Origin of the sequence: uncultured Aquimarina sp., from assembly GCF_947495315.1 — a bacterium.
Lineage (GTDB): Bacteria > Bacteroidota > Bacteroidia > Flavobacteriales > Flavobacteriaceae > Aquimarina.
The window spans coordinates 182,381-201,015 of record NZ_CANLYD010000005.1 but is presented as its reverse complement, the minus strand read 5'-3'; the positions used below and the strand labels follow the sequence as shown (position 1 = coordinate 201,015).

The window sequence follows — 18,635 nt, the reverse complement described above, 5'->3', positions numbered from 1 at the left end:
GTGCAGAGAGCAAAATATGATGTGTTAGTCTTTATCTAATTTATATTTAGAAAGATCCATACCAAAATTAAGACCTTTAACATTTACAAGCTCTTCAAGCTCTGTTAAAGACTTCTTACCAAAGTTACGGAACTTCATCAAATCGTTCTTGTTATATGATACTAAATCACCTAATGTATCTACTTCTGCAGCTTTCAAACAATTAAGAGCTCTTACAGAAAGATCCATATCAATCAACTTAGTTTTTAACAACTGTCTCATATGCAATGATTCCTCATCATATGTTTCAGTCTGCGCGATCTCATCAGCTTCTAATGTAATACGCTCATCAGAGAATAACATAAAGTGGTGAATCAAGATTTTTGCCGCTTCAGTCAACGCATCTTTAGGATGTATTGATCCATCAGTAACAATTTCGAAAACTAATTTTTCGTAATCTGTCTTTTGTTCTACACGATAATTCTCAATGCTATACTTAACGTTTTTAATCGGAGTATAGATTGAATCTGTGAAAATTGTACCTATAGGAGCATTAGCTTTCTTGTTTTCTTCTGCAGGAACATAACCTCTACCCTTTTCGATAGTAATCTCAAGGTTAAGTGCTACTTTCTTATCCATATTACAGATAACTAAATCCGGATTAAGAACTTGGAAACCTGAAATGAATTTTTGGAAATCTCCAGCAGTCAATTGTTCTTGACCAGAAATTGAAATTGTAACAGACTCGTTATCGATATCCTCAATCTGACGCTTAAAACGTACTTGCTTAAGATTCAGAATTATTTCTGTTACATCTTCTACAACTCCAGAAATAGTAGAAAACTCGTGATCTACCCCTTCAATTCTTAATGAAGTTATAGCGAATCCCTCTAAAGAAGATAGCAAAACTCTTCGCAAAGCGTTACCAACTGTTAATCCGTACCCTGGTTCTAATGGTCTAAATTCGAATTTACCATCAAACTCACTAGAGTCGATCATGATAACTTTATCGGGCTTCTGAAAATTTAATATTGCCATATTATTGTTTCTTCTAAGAGTTATTACTTCGAATATAATTCGACGATGAATTGTTCGTTGATGTTTTCCGGAATTTGAATTCTTGCCGGAACAGATACGAAAGTACCTTGTTTTGTGTCATTATTAAAAGTAATCCACTCGTATACTTTGCTATTATTAGCAAGAGAATTTTGAATAACTTCTAATGACTTTGATTTCTCTCTTACCCCTACAACATCTCCAGGTCTTAACTGGTAAGATGGAATATTAACTAATTCTCCATTTACGGTGATATGTCTGTGAGAGACTAACTGTCTAGCTCCTCTACGAGAATTTGCCAATCCCATTCTGAAAGCTACGTTATCTAAACGAGATTCACATAGTTGAAGTAAAACCTCACCAGTAATCCCTTGTGATCTTGTTGCTTTTTCGAACATGTTACGGAATTGACGCTCTAGTACACCGTAAGTATATTTAGCCTTTTGCTTTTCCATTAATTGGATAGCATATTCACTTTTTTTACCTCTTCGTCTGTTATTACCGTGTTGACCAGGAGGATAATTTCTTTTTTCGAATGACTTATCGTCTCCGAATATCGCTTCGCCAAATTTACGTGCGATTTTAGTTTTTGGACCAGTATATCTTGCCATTATGTTATTAATTTAATTTTTAGAGGAGGTTATGAATTAAGGTCTCTTTCCTTCGATAATCCTTTGTTCCTCTTTTAGACTTACTTTTAATTACTATATATGAAGTATAAAAGATCCCGAAAAAATTTCGGGATACAATTATTATACTCTACGTCTTTTTGGAGGACGACATCCGTTATGCGGCATTGGAGTTACATCAATAATTTCTGAAACTTCAATTCCTGAATTATGAAGAGATCGTATTGCAGATTCTCTACCATTTCCAGGTCCTTTAACATAAACCTTAACTTTCTTTAATCCAGCTTCGATTGCTACTTTAGAAGCATCTTCTGCAGCTAACTGCGCAGCATATGGAGTGTTCTTTTTAGAACCTCTGAATCCCATTTTTCCAGCTGAAGACCAAGAAATAACGTCTCCTTTTTTATTTGTTAACGATACAATAATGTTGTTAAAAGAAGCTGTTACGTGTGCTTCTCCTACTGATTCAACAATTACTTTACGTTTTTTTGAAGTTGACTTTGCCATACTACTTATTATTTAGTTGCTTTTTTCTTATTAGCAACTGTTTTTCTTCTTCCTTTACGTGTTCTAGAATTATTCTTAGTACGCTGTCCTCTAAGTGGTAAACCAGCTCTGTGACGAATACCTCTATAACATCCTATATCCATAAGACGCTTGATATTTAACTGTACTTCAGAACGTAATTCTCCTTCTATAGTAAAGGTACCTACAGCTTCACGTATACGACCAATTTGATCATCATCCCAGTCAGAAACTTTAATACTCTCATCTACTTTGGCAGCGGCTAAAATTTCTTTAGCTCTACTTCTACCAATTCCGAAGATATAGGTTAATGCTATAACTCCTCGCTTTTGTTTAGGTATATCTACCCCTGCAATTCTTGCCATAATTACCCTTGTCTTTGTTTAAATCTAGGATTCTTTTTATTAATTACGTAAAGACGGCCTTTTCTACGCACAATCTTGCACTCGGCACTTCTCTTTTTTATTGATGCTCTAACTTTCATCTCTTTGTGTTTAAATTCTGAAAATACATATTAAGCATTTCAGAAGGTCTCGTTAACAAGATTTTCAGCCCGCAAAAGTACGTAAAAAATCTTAATTAACTAATATTCTTAAAATTATTAGTATCTGTATGTTATACGAGCCTTTGATAAATCATAAGGGCTCATTTCTAACTTAACCTTATCTCCAGGTAGTAATTTTATATAATGCATACGCATTTTACCTGAGATATGAGCTGTCACAACGTGACCGTTTTCTAGTTCTACTCGGAACATTGCATTAGACAATGCTTCGATTATACTTCCATCTTGTTCTATTGCTGGTTGTTTTGCCATTATGCTACTGCTTTACGGTTTTTACCAGTTTTCATTAATCCGTCGTAATGTCTATTCAATAAATATGAATTGACTTGCTGCATTGTATCTATTGCCACACCTACCATAATAAGTAATGAAGTTCCTCCAAAAAACAGTGCCCAACCTTGTTGTACATTTAAAAGCTTTACAGCAATTGCGGGGAAAACAGCAATTAACGCTAAGAATATAGATCCTGGCAACGTTATCTGTGACATTATTTTATCCAAATACTCTGCAGTTTCACTACCTGGTCTAATTCCAGGGATAAAACCACCGCTTCTTTTTAAATCATCCGCCATCTTATTGGTAGGAACAGTTATAGCAGTATAAAAGTACGTGAATATTATGATCAATAATCCAAACAATAAGTTATACCATAATCCAAATATATCGCTAAACGCAGCTGCTATACCTTGAGAGGTTTCGGACTGTGAAAGACCTGCTACTGCAGCTGGAATAAACATAATCGCCTGAGCGAAGATAATCGGCATTACACCAGAAGCATTAAGCTTTAATGGTATATATTGACGTGATCCGAAAACATTCTTTTCATATCCACCACTAGCAGTTCTTCTAGCATATTGCACTGGAATCTGACGTACAGCCATTACCAATAACACCGATGCTAAAATAATTACAAACCATATTACCAATTCAATCAATACCATAATAATATCACCACCTTCTCCAGAAGTTCTAGAAATAAAATTCTGAACAAATGATTGAGGCAGTGTAGCAATGATACCTACCATAATCAATAATGAAATACCATTACCAATACCTTTATCAGTAATTTTTTCACCTAACCACATAGCAAAAATACATCCAGTAGTTAAGATGATTACAGATGATACAACGAAAACAGTTTGACTGATCTCTGTACTAAAAGCAGCAGGAGGAAGTGTTGCAAATAAATTATAAATATACCCTGGTCCTTGAACTAAAGTAATTGCAATAGTCAACCATCTGGTAATCTGATTAATTTTCTTTCTTCCGCTTTCCCCTTCTTTTTGTAATTTTTGAAGATATGGAATAGCTATTCCCATCAATTGCACAACAATCGAAGCAGATATATAAGGCATGATTCCTAAAGCAAATACCGAAGCATTCGCAAACGCTCCTCCTGTAAATGCATTAAGTAATCCTAGTAAACCATCCTGAGTCTGAGTACCCAAATTAGCTAACTCTGCCGCATCTACTCCTGGTAGTACAACTTGTGCTCCAAATCGATATACTAAAAGCAATCCCAGTGTAACTAAGATTCTATTTTTTAGTTCTTCGATTTTCCAAATGTTTTTTATTGTATCAATAAATTTCATGAAATGTCTTTTATAAGGTTACTGCTTCACCACCTGCTGCTTCAATAGCTGCTTTAGCAGTGGCTGTAAATTTATGAGCTGAAACTTTTAGCTTAGCTTTCAATTCACCTCTACCCAGTATCTTAACTAAATCATTTTTTCCTGCGAGACGTGTATCTAATAGCACGTCAAAATCAACGGTATCAGTTATTTTACCAGCATCAACTAACTTCTGTAAGGTATCTAAATTGATTCCTTGATATTCTTTTCTATTGATATTCGTGAAACCAAACTTAGGCACACGTCTTTGAAGCGGCATCTGCCCACCTTCAAAACCAATTTTTCTAGAATATCCAGAACGTGATTTTGCTCCTTTATGACCACGAGCAGCAGTTCCACCTTTTCCGGAACCCTGACCACGACCTAATCGCTTACTGTTATTTTTTACTGAACCTGCAGCAGGTTTTAAGTTACTTAAATCCATGTGCTTATATTATTTTGTTTCTACAGAAACTAAATGTTTAACTTTATTTACCATCCCAAGGATATTAGGAGTGTCATCGTGCTCTACAACCTGACCAATCTTTTTAAGCCCTAAAGCCTCTAAAGTTCTTTTCTGTCTTTGTGTACGGTTAATAGCGCTTTTTACTTTCTTAACTCTAATCTTTGCCATCGTTCCTAATATTTATCCTTTAAACACTTTCTCTAGTGAAACACCTCTTTGTTTTGCTACTTGCGCTGCACTTCGCATTTGCAATAAAGCATCAAAAGTTGCTTTCACCACATTGTGTGGGTTAGACGATCCTTGATTTTTAGATAGTACATCGTGTACACCTACAGACTCTAATACTGCACGGATTGCTCCACCAGCAATAACTCCTGTACCAGTTGCAGCAGGCATTAACAATACTCTTGCTCCACCATACTTACCTTTTTGTTCGTGAGGTAAAGTTCCTTTAGTTAATGGTATACGTACTAAATTTTTCTTAGCATCCTCTACTGCTTTTGCAATAGCTTCAGCAACTTCTTTAGACTTACCTAAACCGTGACCAACAACACCATTTTCATCTCCTACAACTACAATAGCAGAAAATCCGAATGCTCTACCACCTTTAGTTACTTTAGTAACACGTTGTACTCCAACTAAACGGTCTTTTAATTCAAGTCCACTCGGTTTTACTAATTCTGCGTTTTTATATTTTTGATACATAATTTCTTAGAATTTAAGTCCTGCTTCTCTAGCTCCTTCAGCTAATGATTTTACTCTACCATGATATAAATACCCCCCTCTATCGAAGGACACAGTATCTACACCTGCTTTTTTAGCTTTTTCAGCAAGAGCCTTACCTACCAAGCTTGCTTTTTCTGCTTTATTTCCTGATGCAGCAGCAATGTCTTTATCTCTTGAAGAAGCTGAACCAATAGTTTTACCGGTTACATCGTCTATGATTTGCGCATAGATCTCTTTATTACTTCTAAAAACAGATAATCTAGGACGTTGTTCTGTTCCGCTTACTGTTCCGCGGATTCGCTTTCTGATTTTTAATCTTCTTAAATCTTTTGAGAATGCCATAACTTCGTTATTATGCAGATTTACCTGCTTTTCTTCTTAATTGTTCTCCTACGAATTTAACTCCTTTACCTTTATATGGTTCTGGCTTACGGAAACCTCTAATTTTAGCTGCTACCTGTCCCACTAACTGTTTGTCGTGAGAAGTTAATTTTACGATCGGGTTTTTACCTTTTTCAGATATAGTTTCTATTTTCACCTCAGGAGCAACATCTAATACGATATTGTGAGAGAAACCTAGAGCTAGATCCAATTTTTGTCCTTGGTTAGAAGCTCTATAACCTACTCCTACTAATTCCAATTCTTTGGTATAACCTTCAGAAACACCTTTTACCATATTATTTATCAAAGCTCTGTATAAACCGTGCTTTGCTTTATGATCTTTAGCCTCACTAGGTCTTTCTAGAACAACCTTATCTTCTTCTACCTTCACCTTGATAGCATCTATCTCTTGCGAAAGCTCTCCTAATTTTCCTTTAACAGTAACAACATTACCTGTCACTTCTACAGTGACACCAGACGGAATAGTTACTGGATTTTTTCCTATTCTTGACATTTCTTTTGTCTTTTATACTGTTAATATACGTAACAAAGTACTTCTCCACCTACATTCTCTTGCTTAGCCTGTTTACCAGTCATCACACCGTGAGAAGTAGAAACAATCGCTATACCTAGTCCGTTAAGAATTCTTGGTATTTCGCTTGACCCTGCATATTTACGTAAACCAGGCTTACTGATTCTTTGTAATTCTTTTATTACAGGTTCTTTGGTCAATTTATTGTATTTAAGAGCTATCTTAATACTACCTTGTGTTGTATTATCTTCAAATTTATAACTTAAAATATATCCTTGATCGAATAATATTTTAGTGATCTCTTTCTTAACCTTCGATGCAGGGATCTCAACAACTCTATGTTGAGCACTATTTGCATTACGTATTCTAGTTAAATAATCTGCTATAGGATCTGTATTCATTGTATATAATTTATGACCTTGGTTTTCCACTATTTTAGCAGAACCTTAGACCAATTAATTTTTTATTATTACCAACTAGCTTTAGTTACTCCTGGAATTAATCCTTGATTAGCCATCTCTCTAAATGTAACACGAGAAATACCAAATTGACGCATATATCCTTTTGGTCTTCCTGTTAATTTACAACGATTGTGCATACGGATTGGAGATGCGTTTTTTGGCAGTTTCTGTAATGCTTCATAATCGCCAGCTTCTTTTAAAGCTTTACGTTTCTCAGCATATTTAGCAACTGTTTTTGCTCTCTTCACCTCACGGGCTTTCATTGATTCTTTAGCCATAATTAATTCTTTTTAAAAGGTAACCCTAGTTCTGTTAACAATGATTTTGCTTCTTTGTCTGTATTCGCCGAAGTTTCAAAAGTGATATTCATTCCTGAAATCTTGTTCACTTTATCGATATCAATCTCTGGGAAAATGATCTGCTCAGTAATTCCTAATGAATAATTACCTCTACCATCAAAACCAGTAGCGTTAATTCCATTAAAATCTCTTACACGAGGTAAAGCTGAAGTAATCAGACGATCTAAAAATTCGTACATTCTTTCTCCTCTTAACGTAACCTTTGCACCAATTGGCATTCCTTTACGCAATTTGAAAGTCGCAACATCCTTTTTAGAAATTGTAGCAACGGCTTTTTGACCTGTGATCATTGTTAATTCATCTACTGCGTAGTCAATCAACTTCTTATCTGCTACAGCTGCACCAACACCTCTACTTAAAACAATTTTTTTAAGTTTTGGCACTTCCATTACATTACCATAGCTGAATTCTTCTGTAAGAGCCGACATTACTCTGTCGCTATACTCTTGTTTTAGTCTTGGGATATAAGCCATAACTATATTACTTCATTAGATTTTTTAGAAAATCTTACTTTCTTATCTCCTTCTACTCTATACCCAACTCTTGTTGCATCACCACCAGAGGTTAACAACGTTAAATTAGAAATATGAATAGCTGCTTCTTGCTTCACTATACCACCTTGTGGATTAGCAGCGCTAGGCTTTTGGTGTTTAGAAACTAAGTTCACACCTTCTACAATTGCCTTGTTCTTATCTTTCAATACTTTCTGTACGGTTCCCTGTTGACCTTTATTGTCTCCAGCGATAACCTTTACTGTATCTCCTGATTTAATTTTTAGCTTTGTCATCTTTGCTATACTATTAAAGCACTTCTGGCGCTAGTGAAACAATCTTCATGAACTGTTTATCACGAAGTTCTCTTGCTACAGGACCAAAAACACGTGTTCCTCTCATTTCTCCCGCTGGGTTCAAAAGAACACAAGCGTTATCGTCGAAACGAATATAGGAACCATCTGGTCTGCGCACTTCTTTTTTGGTACGAACTACAACTGCAGTAGAAACGGCTCCTTTTTTAATGTTTCCATTAGGAGTTGCTTCTTTTACACTGACAACTATCTTGTCTCCTACAGAGGCGTATCTTCTTTTTGTACCACCTAAAACACGGATAACTAAAACTTCTTTACCACCTGTGTTGTCTGCTACTTTTAATCTAGACTCTTGTTGTACCATAATTACTTCGCTCTTTCAATTACTTCTACTAATCTCCAGCATTTGGTTCTACTCATAGGTCTTGTTTCCATGATCTTTACAGTATCACCAATATTGCAGTCATTTTTCTCGTCGTGTGCAACGTATTTTTTCGTTTTTAACACGAACTTTCCGTACATCGGGTGTTTTACTTTTTTTACTTCAGCAACAACAATTGATTTTTGCATCTTGTTACTAGTAACTACACCTATACGCTCTTTTCTTAAGTTTCTTTTTTCCATCTTTCAGCAGAATTAACCGTTTAATTCTCTTTTAGTTAACTCAGTAGCCATTCTTGCAATAGATCTTCTCACTTTACGTAATTGCAAAGGGTTTTCTAATGGAGACATAGCGTGAGCCATTTTTAAATCTGAATACTCTTTACGAGATTTACCAAGTTCTTCTTGCAATTCAGCTGTAGACGATTCTTTTACTTGTGATTGTTTCATAGTCTCTTTTGAATTTTAACCTTGATAGGTTCTTGACACGATAAACTTAGTTTTTACTGGTAGCTTCTGTGCAGCTAAGCGCAACGCTTCTTTTGCTACATCATATGGCACACCACTGATCTCAAATAAGATTCTTCCTGGTTTTACAACTGCCGCCCAATATTCCACAGCTCCTTTTCCTTTACCCATACGTACTTCAAGAGGTTTCTTAGTTATAGGCTTGTCTGGGAAAATTTTAATCCACAGAGAACCTTCTCTTTTCATATAACGTGTAGCAGAAATACGTGCCGCTTCTATTTGTCTAGCAGTAACAAAACTTGAATCTAATGATTTAATTCCGAAAGTTCCGTTAGCAAGTGTATGCCCTCTTTGAGAAAGGCCCTTCATACGTCCTTTTTGTTGTTTACGGAATTTTGTTCTTTTAGGCTGTAACATTGTTAATTTACTTTAAAAAATTACTTTCTACGACGTGATTTATTATTTCCACCTCGTCCGGCTCCTCTATCGCCTCCTTTTCCTTGTTTCTTAGAAAGACCAACTAAAGGAGAAAGTTCTCTCTTACCATATACTTCGCCTTTCATAATCCATACTTTAACACCCAGTCTACCATAAGTAGTGTGCGCCTCAACCAAAGCATAATCTATGTCAGCTCTAAATGTTGATAAAGGAATACGACCATCTTTATACGACTCTGAACGTGCCATCTCAGCACCATTCAAACGTCCTGAAATCTGAATTTTGATACCTTCCGCATTCATTCTCATTGCAGCCGCAATAGCCATCTTGATTGCACGACGGTAAGAGATACGACTCTCTATCTGTCTTGCAACACTAGATCCAACTAAAAATGCATCAAGTTCCGGTCTTTTGATTTCAAAAATATTGATCTGAACTTCTTTATCAGTAATTTTCTTAAGCTCTTCTTTTAGCTTGTCTACCTCTTGACCACCTTTTCCGATAATAATACCAGGTCTAGCAGTAGTGATAGTAACGGTTACAAGCTTAAGCGTACGCTCAATAATCACTCTAGATACACTAGCTTTAGATAAACGTGCGTGTACGTACTTTCTAATCTTATCGTCTTCGGCAAGTTTATCACCGTAGTCATTACCTCCGTACCAGTTGGATTCCCATCCTCTAATGATACCAAGGCGATTTCCGATTGGATTTGTCTTCTGTCCCATACTATTTATATTAGCTTTGTGTATTATTTTTTGCTGCAACCACGATTGTTACGTGATTAGAGCGTTTTCTTATTCTGTGTGCACGACCTTGTGGAGCTGGACGTAGTCTTTTCAACATACTACCTCCATCTACACGGATCTCTTTTACAAAAAGATCTGCATCTTCGATGCTAGCGTCTTCATTTTTCGCCTGCCAGTTTGCTATTGCAGAAAGCAATAACTTTTCTAAACGACGTGATGCTTCTTTAGGATTAAATCTAAGAATATGAAGTGCTCTTTCAACTTTTTCACCACGAACTAAATCCGCTACTAAGCGCATTTTGCGAGGTGACGTAGGACAGTTATTAAGTTTAGCGAAAGCAATTTGCTTTTTCTCTTCCTTAATTCTTTCTGCCATTTCTCTTTTACGAACTCCCATAGCTTAAATTATTTTTTACCTTTATTTTTAGCACCAGCGTGCCCTCTAAAAGAACGTGTTGGCGAAAACTCTCCTAACTTATGACCTACCATGTTTTCTGTAATATATACAGGAACAAATTGGCGACCATTATGTACTGCAATTGTCTGACCAACAAAATCAGGTGATATCATTGATGCTCTTGACCAAGTCTTTATCACAGTCTTTTTATTAGCCTCTACATTCGCAGCTACTTTCTTCTCTAATTTATAGTGAATGTAAGGTCCTTTTTTTAATGAACGTGCCATATCTTATTATTTCTTTCTACGTTCTACAATATACTTATTACTCGCTTTCGTCTTAGAACGGGTTCTGTATCCTTTTGCAGGAAGACCCTTTCTAGAACGTGGATGACCACCTGAAGATTTACCTTCACCACCACCCATTGGGTGATCGACTGGGTTCATCACTACTGGACGTGTACGTGGACGACGACCTAACCAACGACTTCTACCTGCTTTACCACCAACCAATAATTGATGATCACTATTAGAAACCGCACCTATAGTCGCTACACAACTCATCAGCACCAATCTCACCTCTCCAGAAGGTAATTTTACCGTAGCAAATTTACCATCACGAGCCATAAGCTGAGCAAACGATCCTGCACTACGCGCCATAACAGCACCTTGACCAGGACGTAATTCTATACAAGAAATGATTGTACCTAAAGGGATATCACTAAGTGGCATTGCGTTTCCAATTTCCGGAGCAACATTGCTTCCAGAAACAATGTTCTGACCAACTTGTAGACCATTTTGAGCTATAACATAACGCTTCTCACCATCTTGATAGTTTAGAAGCGCAATAAAAGCAGTTCTGTTTGGATCATATTCTATTGTCGCAACGGTAGCAGGAATTCCTTGCTTATCACGTTTAAAATCAATAATACGATACCTTTTTTTATGACCACCACCTTTGTAGCGCATGGTCATTTTTCCTTGATTGTTTCTACCTCCAGATCTTTTTTTCGGAGCTAATAAACTCTTCTCCGGCTTATCAGTAGTAAGGGCATCATACCCATTAACTACTCTAAAACGCTGACCTGGGGTAATTGGTTTCAATTTTCTTACTGACATTTTTTAGTCTTAAAGATTACTATATAAATCAATTACATCACCTTCCGCCACCTGTACAATAGCTTTTTTAATAGCTTTTGTTTTACCAGTGACCATTCCCGTTTTTGTATAACGAGTTTTACGGTCTGGACGGACATTAATTGTACGAACTTTAGTAACAGATACTCCATAAGCAGACTCAACTGCTTTCTTGATCTCTACCTTATTCGCTTTTTTATCTACTACAAAACCATAGCGGTTATACACCTCACTATCAGCAGTAGCCTTTTCCGTAATAATAGGTTTTATTAAGATACTCATGGCTTCTATTTACTTAAATTCGTTTCAATTCCTTTCAAAGAACCTTCTAAAAGAACAACATTCTTTGCATTAAGTATTTTATAAGTACTTAATTCTGAGGAAGTTATAACTTCAGAGCTTTTTAAATTGCGTGACGACAAATATACATTTTTATTTGACTCTCCCAACACAAATAAAGATTTTTTACCATCAAGCCCTAAAGACTTTAAAACAGTGGTAAAATTCTTTGTTTTAATTGTATCAAAAGTAAAGTCTTCTACAATTGTAATTGCCTTCTCATTTGCTTTAATACTTAGCGCAGATTTACGTGCTAATCTTTTTAAATTCTTATTCAATTTAAAAGAATAACTACGAGGTCTAGGACCAAAAATTCTACCTCCACCTTTGAAGATAGGAGATTTAATACTACCTGCTCTAGCTGTACCAGTTCCTTTTTGTTTCTTTATCTTTCTTGTACTACCTACAATCTCAGCACGCTCCTTAGCTTTGTGAGTTCCTTGACGTTGATTTGCCAAGTACTGCTTCACATCTAAGTATACAGCATGATCATTAGGTTCTATACCAAAAACAGCATCAGAAAGGTCTACCTTTCTTCCTGTTTCTTTTCCGTTAATATCAATTACTGCTACCTTCATTACTTCTGAATCGTTACATAAGCGTTTTTATGTCCAGGAACACACCCTTTCACAACAAGTAAGTTCTTTTCAGCAACTACTTTTAACACTTTTAAGTTTTGAATTTTTACTTGATCTCCACCCATTCTTCCAGCCATTCGCATTCCTTTGAATACTCTAGCAGGGTAAGATGCTGCACCTATCGAACCTGGAGCTCTTAAACGGTTGTGCTGACCGTGTGTTGCTTGACCAACACCAGCAAAGCCGTGTCTTTTAACAACACCCTGAAAACCTTTTCCTTTAGAAGTCGCTGAAACATCAACAAACTCTCCTTCAGTAAAATGATCTACTGTTACTGTATCTCCTAATTTGTACTCCTCATCAAAACCCTGAAATTCGACAACTTTACGTTTAGCAACAGTTCCTGCTTTCTTAAAGTGACCTAAAGCCGCTTTAGTAGCATTTTTGTCTGCTTTGTCATCGAAACCTAATTGAATAGCTTCATAACCATCCACCTCTTCAGTTCTGACTTGGGTAACCACACATGGCCCAGCTTCGATCACAGTACATGGAATATTCTTTCCATTTTCATCGAAGATGCTAGTCATGCCGATCTTTTTTCCTATTAACCCAGACATATTTATTAATTATTAATTAGTATTCTACTTATTATTTTGCAAAAAAACAGGGTCAAAATACTTCAACCCTGAATGTATTTTTTTGCCGTTTTTCCCTTGCACGCAGCTTGGGACATTTATCGTAAGATTTTCTTACTTAGAAGTTTTATCACACTTTGATCTCAACCTCTACTCCACTCGGTAATTCTAGCTTCATTAACGCATCGATCGTTTTTGAAGATGAGCTATAAATATCCAAAAGTCTTTTGTAAGAACTTAATTGAAATTGCTCTCTAGATTTTTTATTAACGTGAGGAGAACGTAATACTGTAAAAATCTTCTTATGTGTTGGTAATGGAATTGGGCCAGTAACCACAGCTCCAGTACTCTTAACGGTCTTAACAATCTTCTCTGCAGACTTATCCACTAAGTTATGATCGTAAGATTTTAGTTTTATTCTAATTTTTTGACTCATTTCTGTAAAATTAAGCGTTAACTCCTTTTGCTGCTGCAATTACTTCTTCTGAAATATTAGAAGGAGTTTCAGCATAGTGAGAAAATTCCATAGTAGATGTTGCTCTACCAGATGACAATGTTCTTAACGTCGTAACGTATCCAAACATTTCCGAAAGTGGTACAGTAGCTTTTACAGTTTTTGCACCAGCTCTATCACCCATATCACTAACTTGTCCTCTACGTCTATTAAGATCACCTACGATATCACCCATATTCTCTTCTGGAGTAATAACTTCTAATTTCATAATAGGCTCCATTATAACCGCTTTCGCAGCTTTTGCAGAGTTTTTAAATCCTAACTTAGCAGCCAATTCGAAAGATAATTGATCCGAATCCACATCATGATAAGAACCATCTTTCAATGTTACCTTAACAGCATCAACTTCATACCCTGCTAAAGGACCATTTACCATAGCCATTTTGAATCCTTTTTCAATTGAAGGGATAAATTCTTTAGGAACATTACCACCTTTAATTGTAGATTCAAACTGAAGACCTACCACACCTTCATCAGCTGGTTCAATTGTAAATACAATATCAGCAAACTTACCACGACCACCAGATTGTTTCTTATAAACTTCTCTATGATCCGCAGATTGTGTAATAGCCTCTTTATATTCAACTTGTGGTTGACCTTGATTAACCTCCACTTTAAACTCACGCTTTAAACGGTCTACAATCACATCCAAGTGAAGTTCTCCCATTCCAGAAATAATAGTCTGTCCTGAAGCCTCATCTGAACGCACAGTAAACGTAGGATCTTCTTCCGCTAATTTAGCTAATCCCATACCTAATTTATCCACATCGGCTTTGGTCTTAGGCTCAACCGCGATACCAATTACTGGATCCGGGAAGTCCATAGATTCTAAAACTATAGGATGCTTTTCAGCAGTAAGTGTATCTCCTGTTTTAATAGATTTAAATCCAACAGCAGCTCCAATATCTCCTGCTTCTATATAATCAATAGCATTTTGCTTATTAGCATGCATTTGATAGATACGAGAAATACGTTCTTTTTTACCTGAACGATTGTTTAATACATAAGAACCTGCATCTAAACGACCCGAATATGCGCGGAAAAATGCTAAACGACCAACAAATGGATCCGTAGCAATCTTAAATGCTAAAGCAGCAAATGGCTCCTTTACATCTGGCTTACGAATTTCTTCCTGATCTGTATCCGGATTCACCCCTACAATACCTTCTTTATCCGTTGGAGAAGGCAAGTAACGACATACAGCATCTAATAAAAACTGAACACCTTTATTTTTAAACGCAGATCCACAAATCATAGGAATGATAGACATATCCATCACAGCAGCCCTAAGCGCAGCATGCACTTCTTCTTCTGTAATTGAATCCTCGTCTTCCATAAATTTCTCAAGAAGATCCTCATCATACGCAGCAACCTCTTCAATAAGTTTACCACGAAGTATTTTCGCTTCTTCTTTAAGATCCTCAGGTATATCTACAACATCAAACGTAGCTCCTTGCCCTTCTTCATGCCATACAATAGCACGATTCTTAACTAAATCTACGATCCCTTTAAAATCTTCTTCGTCACCAATATTCAATACTATAGGCACTGCATTAGAACCTAACATATCCTTAACTTGTTGACACACTTCCATAAAATTAGATCCTTGACGATCCATTTTATTTACAAATCCAATTCTTGGAACTTTGTAATTATCTGCAAGTCTCCAGTTAGTCTCTGATTGTGGCTCAACACCATCAACAGCACTAAACAAGAATACCAATCCATCAAGTACACGAAGAGAACGATTTACCTCAACAGTAAAATCAACGTGACCTGGAGTATCGATAATATTAAAATGATACCCTTTAGTATCATCTAAAGGTTGACCATTTTCTGTTGGAAACTTCCACTCACAAGTTGTTGCAGCAGAAGTAATTGTAATACCTCTTTCCTGCTCTTGCTCCATCCAGTCCATCGTAGCAGCACCATCATGCACCTCACCAATCTTGTGACTAACTCCCGTATAATATAAAATACGCTCAGTTGTCGTAGTTTTTCCCGCGTCAATGTGCGCAGCAATACCAATATTTCTTGTATATTTTAAATCTCTAGCCATTTCTGTTCGTGATTAAAATCTAAAGTGTGAGAATGCTTTATTTGCTTCAGCCATCTTATGAGTATCAACTCTTTTCTTAACCGCAGCTCCTTCTTCTTTTTCTGCAGCAAGAATTTCTGCAGCAAGTTTTTGAGCCATAGACTTTTCGTTTCTCTTACGAGAAAACTGAATCAACCACTTCATAGCAGTAGATATCTTTCTATCAGGTCTAATTGGGTTAGGAATCTGGAAGGTAGCACCTCCAACACGACGGCTTCTTACTTCTACATGTGGCATTACGTTAGACAACGCATCTTTCCACATTTCCAAAGCGGTTTTTTCTTCGTTTTGTTTTTTCTCTTCTACGATATCAATAGCATCATAGAAAATTTTAAAAGCAACCGATTTCTTTCCGTCCCACATCATCATGTTTACAAAACGAGTCACTAATTGATCGTTAAAACGTGGATCCGGCAAAATAGGTCTTTTTTTAGCCTTTCTTTTTCTCATGTCTTCTTCTTAAAGTTTTTTAATTACTTCTTAGGGCGTTTTGCACCATACTTAGATCTACGTTGCGTTCTTCCTTCAACACCTGCGGTGTCTAAAGCTCCACGAACAATGTGATACCTAACTCCTGGTAAATCTTTTACCCTTCCACCTCTAACTAATACTATCGAGTGCTCCTGTAGATTGTGACCTTCACCTCCGATGTATGCGTTTACTTCTTTACCATTTGTTAACCTAACACGAGCTACTTTACGCATAGCTGAATTTGGTTTTTTTGGTGTAGTAGTATAAACACGCGTACAAACACCGCGGCGTTGCGGGCACGAATCCAAAGCAGCCGATTTACTCTTCTTAGTTATTTTGGCTCTACCTTTTCTTACTAATTGTGAAATTGTTGGCATAATTTGCTTTACACTATTATTTAAATATATTTTACAATACCTCTTTTATGAGGGCTGCAAAGGTAGAAATATTTTCCAGCAATTCAAATCCTAATGCATTAATTTTCAAATAGATTTAAAATGATATTATTAAACCGTAAGAAATCCCTCTATTTTCCGTTATTTTAGCACTATTAAAAAGCAAATTGAAAACATCTATATTCTATATTCTTCTCCTTAATATATGTATACATTCATTTTGTAATGCACAAAACACCATTCTAAATCTATCTATTAAAGGAAATGATTCTATTGAAACTTTAAAAATAGACAGCATTGGATATGAAAAGCGTTTTAAGAATTTTCTAAATTTAAAAGCAGAGATAGATGTTACCCAGAAAAAGCTTTTAAAATCAGGATATCTCGACATCAGACTAGTTAAAGTTCAAAAAACATCCGACTCTTTATTTACAGGTCTTTTTGAACTAAATAAAAAATACACCAAACTAACCATTTCTTACAACAAAGAATTAATCCCAAGGGAAATCTTAAACCAAATATCAACCATTGTAACTGACAAACACTTTTCTATATCTTTTGAAAAAACAGAAGAAGCACTTCAATTTCTCACAAACTACCTGGTCAACCAAGGAAACACCTTTAGCAACTTATCACTTATCAATATTAAAAAAAACAAAGATGAAATTTCAGCAAAACTCATAAGTACTAAAAGCAAGACCAGAACAATTGATGACATCATTATCAAAGGCTACAGCAAGTTCCCATACTCCTATTTAAAATACAATAGCAGAATACGAAAAGGAACTGTATTCAAAAAAAACAGCGTCATTGAAAAATCTAAGAAAATTGATAACCTTGGTTTTGCGAAAAACATTAAACCTCCGGAGGTTTTATTTGAGAAAGACTCCACCAAAGTATACCTATATCTCGAAAAAAAGTCTGCCAACACCTTTGATGGATTTCTTGGTTTTTCATCTGATATTGAATCTGGCGATCTAGAATTAAATGGTTATTTAAACTTAAACTTAATTAACAACCTGAATTATGGAGAACAGCTTAATCTTATATACAAAAGCGACGGAAACGAGCAGCAAAGATTTCAAGCCAATATCTCATTACCTTACATACTAAAAACACCTATTGGCATAGAAGCTGGTTTAGATATTTTTAAAAAAGATTCCAGTTTTTTAATTACAGAGCAAAAAGCAAATCTTAACTATCTTATTAATGACAAGAAGAGTGCTTTTATCGGATACAAAACCATTTCTTCAAATAATCTTCTTGACACCCCTCAGCCATCTTTAAACATTAGCGACTATTCCTCATCATTCTTCGCAGCCGGCTTTAATCACACTAGAAGACGAAATAACAGCTTATTTCCGATCAAAAACAAATATACTATCACAGGAGAGTTTGGCAACAGGAAAACGGACACAGAGAGCATCAACCAAATAAAAGGGAGCATCGATATTAGCTACACCTTTGAACTAAACCAAAGAAACTCTATTTTCTTAAAAAATACTGCTTCCGCGATTTTTTCTAACAACCTTTTTACTAATGAGTTATTTAGATTTGGAGGCATTAATTCAATACGAGGTTTTGAAGAAAACAGCATCAATGCGTCCTTATTTAATGTATTAAACACAGAATATCAATACACATTATCGTCAAACCTATATATTCATTCTATTATAGACTACTCTTATTTCGAAGATGAAAGCTCTGAACTATCTGAGAACCTTACAAGCTTTGGATTTGGCTTAGGATTAAATACTCAAACAGGGTTATTCAGAATAATCTTCGCAAATGGAAAAAACAGTGATTCAAACTTCAAATTCTCTAATACGAAAGTTCATATTAGTCTTAATGCAAGGTTTTAAATCTTAATTAACAGTGTTTAATCGAACTAGGAACTCAAACAGTAATGCTACTTCAAAAATATCAAAACAGCGTCCTTTTA

General features: G+C 35.8%; 32 protein-coding genes. 1 reads left to right on the top strand and 31 read right to left on the bottom strand.

Annotated elements, in window-relative coordinates; genetic code table 11:
- Positions 1-24 precede the first annotated feature (24 nt).
- From Q0910_RS11045 to rpsL, 31 genes are all read right to left on the bottom strand, one after another.
- Positions 25-1,017 carry a DNA-directed RNA polymerase subunit alpha gene (locus Q0910_RS11045; protein WP_027392530.1) on the bottom strand — a complete coding sequence of 331 codons (993 nt, stop codon included), beginning with the start codon at positions 1,015-1,017 and terminating at the stop codon, positions 25-27.
- A 23-nt stretch (positions 1,018-1,040) separates the two neighbouring features.
- Positions 1,041-1,646 (bottom strand): 30S ribosomal protein S4, encoded by a 606-nt coding sequence (gene rpsD, locus Q0910_RS11040; protein WP_299215968.1) that lies wholly within the window; start codon positions 1,644-1,646, stop codon positions 1,041-1,043.
- Between the two features lie 141 nt (positions 1,647-1,787).
- Positions 1,788-2,171: a 30S ribosomal protein S11 gene (rpsK, locus tag Q0910_RS11035; RefSeq protein ID WP_091411316.1), complete on the bottom strand. Its 384-nt coding sequence runs from the start codon at positions 2,169-2,171 to the stop codon at positions 1,788-1,790.
- A gap of 8 nt (positions 2,172-2,179) precedes the next feature.
- Positions 2,180-2,554 carry a 30S ribosomal protein S13 gene (gene rpsM / locus Q0910_RS11030; RefSeq protein WP_118461098.1) on the bottom strand — a complete coding sequence of 125 codons (375 nt, stop codon included), beginning with the start codon at positions 2,552-2,554 and terminating at the stop codon, positions 2,180-2,182.
- Between the two features lie 2 nt (positions 2,555-2,556).
- Complete coding sequence (gene ykgO, locus Q0910_RS11025; RefSeq protein ID WP_013621733.1) at positions 2,557-2,673, bottom strand: type B 50S ribosomal protein L36; 117 nt, start codon at positions 2,671-2,673, stop codon at positions 2,557-2,559.
- A gap of 117 nt (positions 2,674-2,790) precedes the next feature.
- Positions 2,791-3,006 (bottom strand): translation initiation factor IF-1, encoded by a 216-nt coding sequence (gene infA / locus Q0910_RS11020; protein WP_010181908.1) that lies wholly within the window; start codon positions 3,004-3,006, stop codon positions 2,791-2,793.
- Positions 3,006-4,346 carry a preprotein translocase subunit SecY gene (gene secY, locus Q0910_RS11015; protein WP_299215963.1) on the bottom strand — a complete coding sequence of 447 codons (1,341 nt, stop codon included), beginning with the start codon at positions 4,344-4,346 and terminating at the stop codon, positions 3,006-3,008. Before secY ends, infA begins: the two co-directional genes overlap by 1 nt.
- Positions 4,347-4,356: 10 nt before the next feature.
- Entirely contained in the window at positions 4,357-4,809 is a 453-nt protein-coding gene (gene rplO, locus Q0910_RS11010) for a 50S ribosomal protein L15 (protein WP_118461094.1), read from the bottom strand.
- Between the two features lie 9 nt (positions 4,810-4,818).
- On the bottom strand, positions 4,819-4,998 hold the full coding sequence (rpmD, locus tag Q0910_RS11005) for a 50S ribosomal protein L30 (protein WP_149624746.1): 180 nt from the start codon (positions 4,996-4,998) through the stop codon (positions 4,819-4,821).
- A 12-nt stretch (positions 4,999-5,010) separates the two neighbouring features.
- Positions 5,011-5,535, bottom strand: a complete 525-nt coding sequence (gene rpsE, locus Q0910_RS11000) for a 30S ribosomal protein S5 (RefSeq protein WP_298543188.1) — start codon at positions 5,533-5,535, stop codon at positions 5,011-5,013.
- 6 nt (positions 5,536-5,541) lie between these two features.
- Positions 5,542-5,898 carry a 50S ribosomal protein L18 gene (rplR, locus tag Q0910_RS10995; RefSeq protein ID WP_299215958.1) on the bottom strand — a complete coding sequence of 119 codons (357 nt, stop codon included), beginning with the start codon at positions 5,896-5,898 and terminating at the stop codon, positions 5,542-5,544.
- 10 nt (positions 5,899-5,908) lie between these two features.
- Complete coding sequence (gene rplF, locus Q0910_RS10990) at positions 5,909-6,451, bottom strand: 50S ribosomal protein L6 (RefSeq protein WP_299215956.1); 543 nt, start codon at positions 6,449-6,451, stop codon at positions 5,909-5,911.
- 20 nt (positions 6,452-6,471) lie between these two features.
- Entirely contained in the window at positions 6,472-6,870 is a 399-nt protein-coding gene (gene rpsH, locus Q0910_RS10985) for a 30S ribosomal protein S8 (protein ID WP_091411328.1), read from the bottom strand.
- 68 nt (positions 6,871-6,938) lie between these two features.
- Positions 6,939-7,208: a 30S ribosomal protein S14 gene (gene rpsN / locus Q0910_RS10980; RefSeq protein WP_010181917.1), complete on the bottom strand. Its 270-nt coding sequence runs from the start codon at positions 7,206-7,208 to the stop codon at positions 6,939-6,941.
- A 2-nt stretch (positions 7,209-7,210) separates the two neighbouring features.
- Positions 7,211-7,762 (bottom strand): 50S ribosomal protein L5, encoded by a 552-nt coding sequence (rplE, locus tag Q0910_RS10975; protein ID WP_299215951.1) that lies wholly within the window; start codon positions 7,760-7,762, stop codon positions 7,211-7,213.
- 2 nt (positions 7,763-7,764) lie between these two features.
- A complete protein-coding gene (rplX, locus tag Q0910_RS10970) occupies positions 7,765-8,076 on the bottom strand; it encodes a 50S ribosomal protein L24 (RefSeq protein WP_299215949.1) in 312 nt (103 codons plus the stop codon).
- Between the two features lie 13 nt (positions 8,077-8,089).
- Positions 8,090-8,458, bottom strand: coding sequence for a 50S ribosomal protein L14 (rplN, locus tag Q0910_RS10965; RefSeq protein ID WP_027392543.1), 369 nt, complete (start codon positions 8,456-8,458; stop codon positions 8,090-8,092).
- Between the two features lie 2 nt (positions 8,459-8,460).
- Entirely contained in the window at positions 8,461-8,718 is a 258-nt protein-coding gene (gene rpsQ, locus Q0910_RS10960; RefSeq protein ID WP_027392544.1) for a 30S ribosomal protein S17, read from the bottom strand.
- 12 nt (positions 8,719-8,730) lie between these two features.
- On the bottom strand, positions 8,731-8,925 hold the full coding sequence (rpmC, locus tag Q0910_RS10955) for a 50S ribosomal protein L29 (protein WP_027392545.1): 195 nt from the start codon (positions 8,923-8,925) through the stop codon (positions 8,731-8,733).
- 15 nt (positions 8,926-8,940) lie between these two features.
- Positions 8,941-9,360, bottom strand: coding sequence for a 50S ribosomal protein L16 (rplP, locus tag Q0910_RS10950; protein ID WP_298318665.1), 420 nt, complete (start codon positions 9,358-9,360; stop codon positions 8,941-8,943).
- 20 nt (positions 9,361-9,380) lie between these two features.
- Positions 9,381-10,109, bottom strand: a complete 729-nt coding sequence (gene rpsC / locus Q0910_RS10945; RefSeq protein ID WP_027392547.1) for a 30S ribosomal protein S3 — start codon at positions 10,107-10,109, stop codon at positions 9,381-9,383.
- A 10-nt stretch (positions 10,110-10,119) separates the two neighbouring features.
- On the bottom strand, positions 10,120-10,527 hold the full coding sequence (rplV, locus tag Q0910_RS10940) for a 50S ribosomal protein L22 (RefSeq protein WP_118461079.1): 408 nt from the start codon (positions 10,525-10,527) through the stop codon (positions 10,120-10,122).
- Positions 10,528-10,535: 8 nt separating this feature from the next.
- Positions 10,536-10,814 carry a 30S ribosomal protein S19 gene (rpsS, locus tag Q0910_RS10935; RefSeq protein WP_027392549.1) on the bottom strand — a complete coding sequence of 93 codons (279 nt, stop codon included), beginning with the start codon at positions 10,812-10,814 and terminating at the stop codon, positions 10,536-10,538.
- Between the two features lie 6 nt (positions 10,815-10,820).
- Complete coding sequence (gene rplB, locus Q0910_RS10930; RefSeq protein WP_299215944.1) at positions 10,821-11,645, bottom strand: 50S ribosomal protein L2; 825 nt, start codon at positions 11,643-11,645, stop codon at positions 10,821-10,823.
- 9 nt (positions 11,646-11,654) lie between these two features.
- Positions 11,655-11,945 (bottom strand): 50S ribosomal protein L23, encoded by a 291-nt coding sequence (rplW, locus tag Q0910_RS10925; RefSeq protein ID WP_118461075.1) that lies wholly within the window; start codon positions 11,943-11,945, stop codon positions 11,655-11,657.
- Between the two features lie 5 nt (positions 11,946-11,950).
- Positions 11,951-12,580: a 50S ribosomal protein L4 gene (gene rplD / locus Q0910_RS10920; RefSeq protein WP_299215941.1), complete on the bottom strand. Its 630-nt coding sequence runs from the start codon at positions 12,578-12,580 to the stop codon at positions 11,951-11,953.
- The gene (gene rplC / locus Q0910_RS10915; protein WP_299215938.1) at positions 12,580-13,197 is read right to left on the bottom strand and encodes a 50S ribosomal protein L3; all 618 of its coding nucleotides are present in this window, start codon (positions 13,195-13,197) and stop codon (positions 12,580-12,582) included. Before rplC ends, rplD begins: the two co-directional genes overlap by 1 nt.
- A gap of 148 nt (positions 13,198-13,345) precedes the next feature.
- Complete coding sequence (rpsJ, locus tag Q0910_RS10910; RefSeq protein WP_010181931.1) at positions 13,346-13,651, bottom strand: 30S ribosomal protein S10; 306 nt, start codon at positions 13,649-13,651, stop codon at positions 13,346-13,348.
- Positions 13,652-13,661: 10 nt separating this feature from the next.
- Positions 13,662-15,788, bottom strand: coding sequence for an elongation factor G (fusA, locus tag Q0910_RS10905; protein WP_299215935.1), 2,127 nt, complete (start codon positions 15,786-15,788; stop codon positions 13,662-13,664).
- 12 nt (positions 15,789-15,800) lie between these two features.
- Positions 15,801-16,277, bottom strand: a complete 477-nt coding sequence (gene rpsG / locus Q0910_RS10900) for a 30S ribosomal protein S7 (protein ID WP_118461067.1) — start codon at positions 16,275-16,277, stop codon at positions 15,801-15,803.
- A 23-nt stretch (positions 16,278-16,300) separates the two neighbouring features.
- Positions 16,301-16,675, bottom strand: a complete 375-nt coding sequence (rpsL, locus tag Q0910_RS10895) for a 30S ribosomal protein S12 (protein ID WP_024770883.1) — start codon at positions 16,673-16,675, stop codon at positions 16,301-16,303.
- A 185-nt stretch (positions 16,676-16,860) separates the two neighbouring features.
- On the opposite strand from rpsL, the gene Q0910_RS10890 reads away from it, so the two are divergent.
- Positions 16,861-18,555, top strand: coding sequence for a ShlB/FhaC/HecB family hemolysin secretion/activation protein (locus Q0910_RS10890; protein WP_299215931.1), 1,695 nt, complete (start codon positions 16,861-16,863; stop codon positions 18,553-18,555).
- The last annotated feature ends 80 nt before the right edge of the window (positions 18,556-18,635 follow it).

Excerpts from the sequence above, each read along its gene's own strand:
- secY (WP_299215963.1), bottom strand. The coding sequence starts at position 4,346 with ATGAAATTTATTGATACAATAAAAAACATTTGGAAAATCGAAGAACTA.
- rpsE (WP_298543188.1), bottom strand. The coding sequence starts at position 5,535 with ATGTATCAAAAATATAAAAACGCAGAATTAGTAAAACCGAGTGGACTT.
- rplO (WP_118461094.1), bottom strand. The coding sequence starts at position 4,809 with ATGGATTTAAGTAACTTAAAACCTGCTGCAGGTTCAGTAAAAAATAAC.
- rpsH (WP_091411328.1), bottom strand. The coding sequence starts at position 6,870 with ATGAATACAGATCCTATAGCAGATTATTTAACTAGAATACGTAATGCA.
- ykgO (WP_013621733.1), bottom strand. The coding sequence starts at position 2,673 with ATGAAAGTTAGAGCATCAATAAAAAAGAGAAGTGCCGAGTGCAAGATT.
- rplX (WP_299215949.1), bottom strand. The coding sequence starts at position 8,076 with ATGACAAAGCTAAAAATTAAATCAGGAGATACAGTAAAGGTTATCGCT.
- fusA (WP_299215935.1), bottom strand. The coding sequence starts at position 15,788 with ATGGCTAGAGATTTAAAATATACAAGAAATATTGGTATTGCTGCGCAC.
- rpsG (WP_118461067.1), bottom strand. The coding sequence starts at position 16,277 with ATGAGAAAAAGAAAGGCTAAAAAAAGACCTATTTTGCCGGATCCACGT.
- rplV (WP_118461079.1), bottom strand. The coding sequence starts at position 10,527 with ATGGGAGTTCGTAAAAGAGAAATGGCAGAAAGAATTAAGGAAGAGAAA.
- rpmC (WP_027392545.1), bottom strand. The coding sequence starts at position 8,925 with ATGAAACAATCACAAGTAAAAGAATCGTCTACAGCTGAATTGCAAGAA.
- rpsJ (WP_010181931.1), bottom strand. The coding sequence starts at position 13,651 with ATGAGTCAAAAAATTAGAATAAAACTAAAATCTTACGATCATAACTTA.
- rpsD (WP_299215968.1), bottom strand. The coding sequence starts at position 1,646 with ATGGCAAGATATACTGGTCCAAAAACTAAAATCGCACGTAAATTTGGC.
- rpsS (WP_027392549.1), bottom strand. The coding sequence starts at position 10,814 with ATGGCACGTTCATTAAAAAAAGGACCTTACATTCACTATAAATTAGAG.
- rplR (WP_299215958.1), bottom strand. The coding sequence starts at position 5,898 with ATGGCATTCTCAAAAGATTTAAGAAGATTAAAAATCAGAAAGCGAATC.
- rpmD (WP_149624746.1), bottom strand. The coding sequence starts at position 4,998 with ATGGCAAAGATTAGAGTTAAGAAAGTAAAAAGCGCTATTAACCGTACA.
- Q0910_RS11045 (WP_027392530.1), bottom strand. The coding sequence starts at position 1,017 with ATGGCAATATTAAATTTTCAGAAGCCCGATAAAGTTATCATGATCGAC.
- rplF (WP_299215956.1), bottom strand. The coding sequence starts at position 6,451 with ATGTCAAGAATAGGAAAAAATCCAGTAACTATTCCGTCTGGTGTCACT.
- rpsM (WP_118461098.1), bottom strand. The coding sequence starts at position 2,554 with ATGGCAAGAATTGCAGGGGTAGATATACCTAAACAAAAGCGAGGAGTT.
- infA (WP_010181908.1), bottom strand. The coding sequence starts at position 3,006 with ATGGCAAAACAACCAGCAATAGAACAAGATGGAAGTATAATCGAAGCA.
- rpsN (WP_010181917.1), bottom strand. The coding sequence starts at position 7,208 with ATGGCTAAAGAATCAATGAAAGCCCGTGAGGTGAAGAGAGCAAAAACA.
- rpsL (WP_024770883.1), bottom strand. The coding sequence starts at position 16,675 with ATGCCAACAATTTCACAATTAGTAAGAAAAGGTAGAGCCAAAATAACT.
- rpsC (WP_027392547.1), bottom strand. The coding sequence starts at position 10,109 with ATGGGACAGAAGACAAATCCAATCGGAAATCGCCTTGGTATCATTAGA.
- rplN (WP_027392543.1), bottom strand. The coding sequence starts at position 8,458 with ATGGTACAACAAGAGTCTAGATTAAAAGTAGCAGACAACACAGGTGGT.
- rpsK (WP_091411316.1), bottom strand. The coding sequence starts at position 2,171 with ATGGCAAAGTCAACTTCAAAAAAACGTAAAGTAATTGTTGAATCAGTA.
- rplC (WP_299215938.1), bottom strand. The coding sequence starts at position 13,197 with ATGTCTGGGTTAATAGGAAAAAAGATCGGCATGACTAGCATCTTCGAT.
- rplW (WP_118461075.1), bottom strand. The coding sequence starts at position 11,945 with ATGAGTATCTTAATAAAACCTATTATTACGGAAAAGGCTACTGCTGAT.
- rplD (WP_299215941.1), bottom strand. The coding sequence starts at position 12,580 with ATGAAGGTAGCAGTAATTGATATTAACGGAAAAGAAACAGGAAGAAAG.
- rplP (WP_298318665.1), bottom strand. The coding sequence starts at position 9,360 with ATGTTACAGCCTAAAAGAACAAAATTCCGTAAACAACAAAAAGGACGT.
- rplB (WP_299215944.1), bottom strand. The coding sequence starts at position 11,645 with ATGTCAGTAAGAAAATTGAAACCAATTACCCCAGGTCAGCGTTTTAGA.
- rplE (WP_299215951.1), bottom strand. The coding sequence starts at position 7,762 with ATGGCTTATATCCCAAGACTAAAACAAGAGTATAGCGACAGAGTAATG.
- rpsQ (WP_027392544.1), bottom strand. The coding sequence starts at position 8,718 with ATGGAAAAAAGAAACTTAAGAAAAGAGCGTATAGGTGTAGTTACTAGT.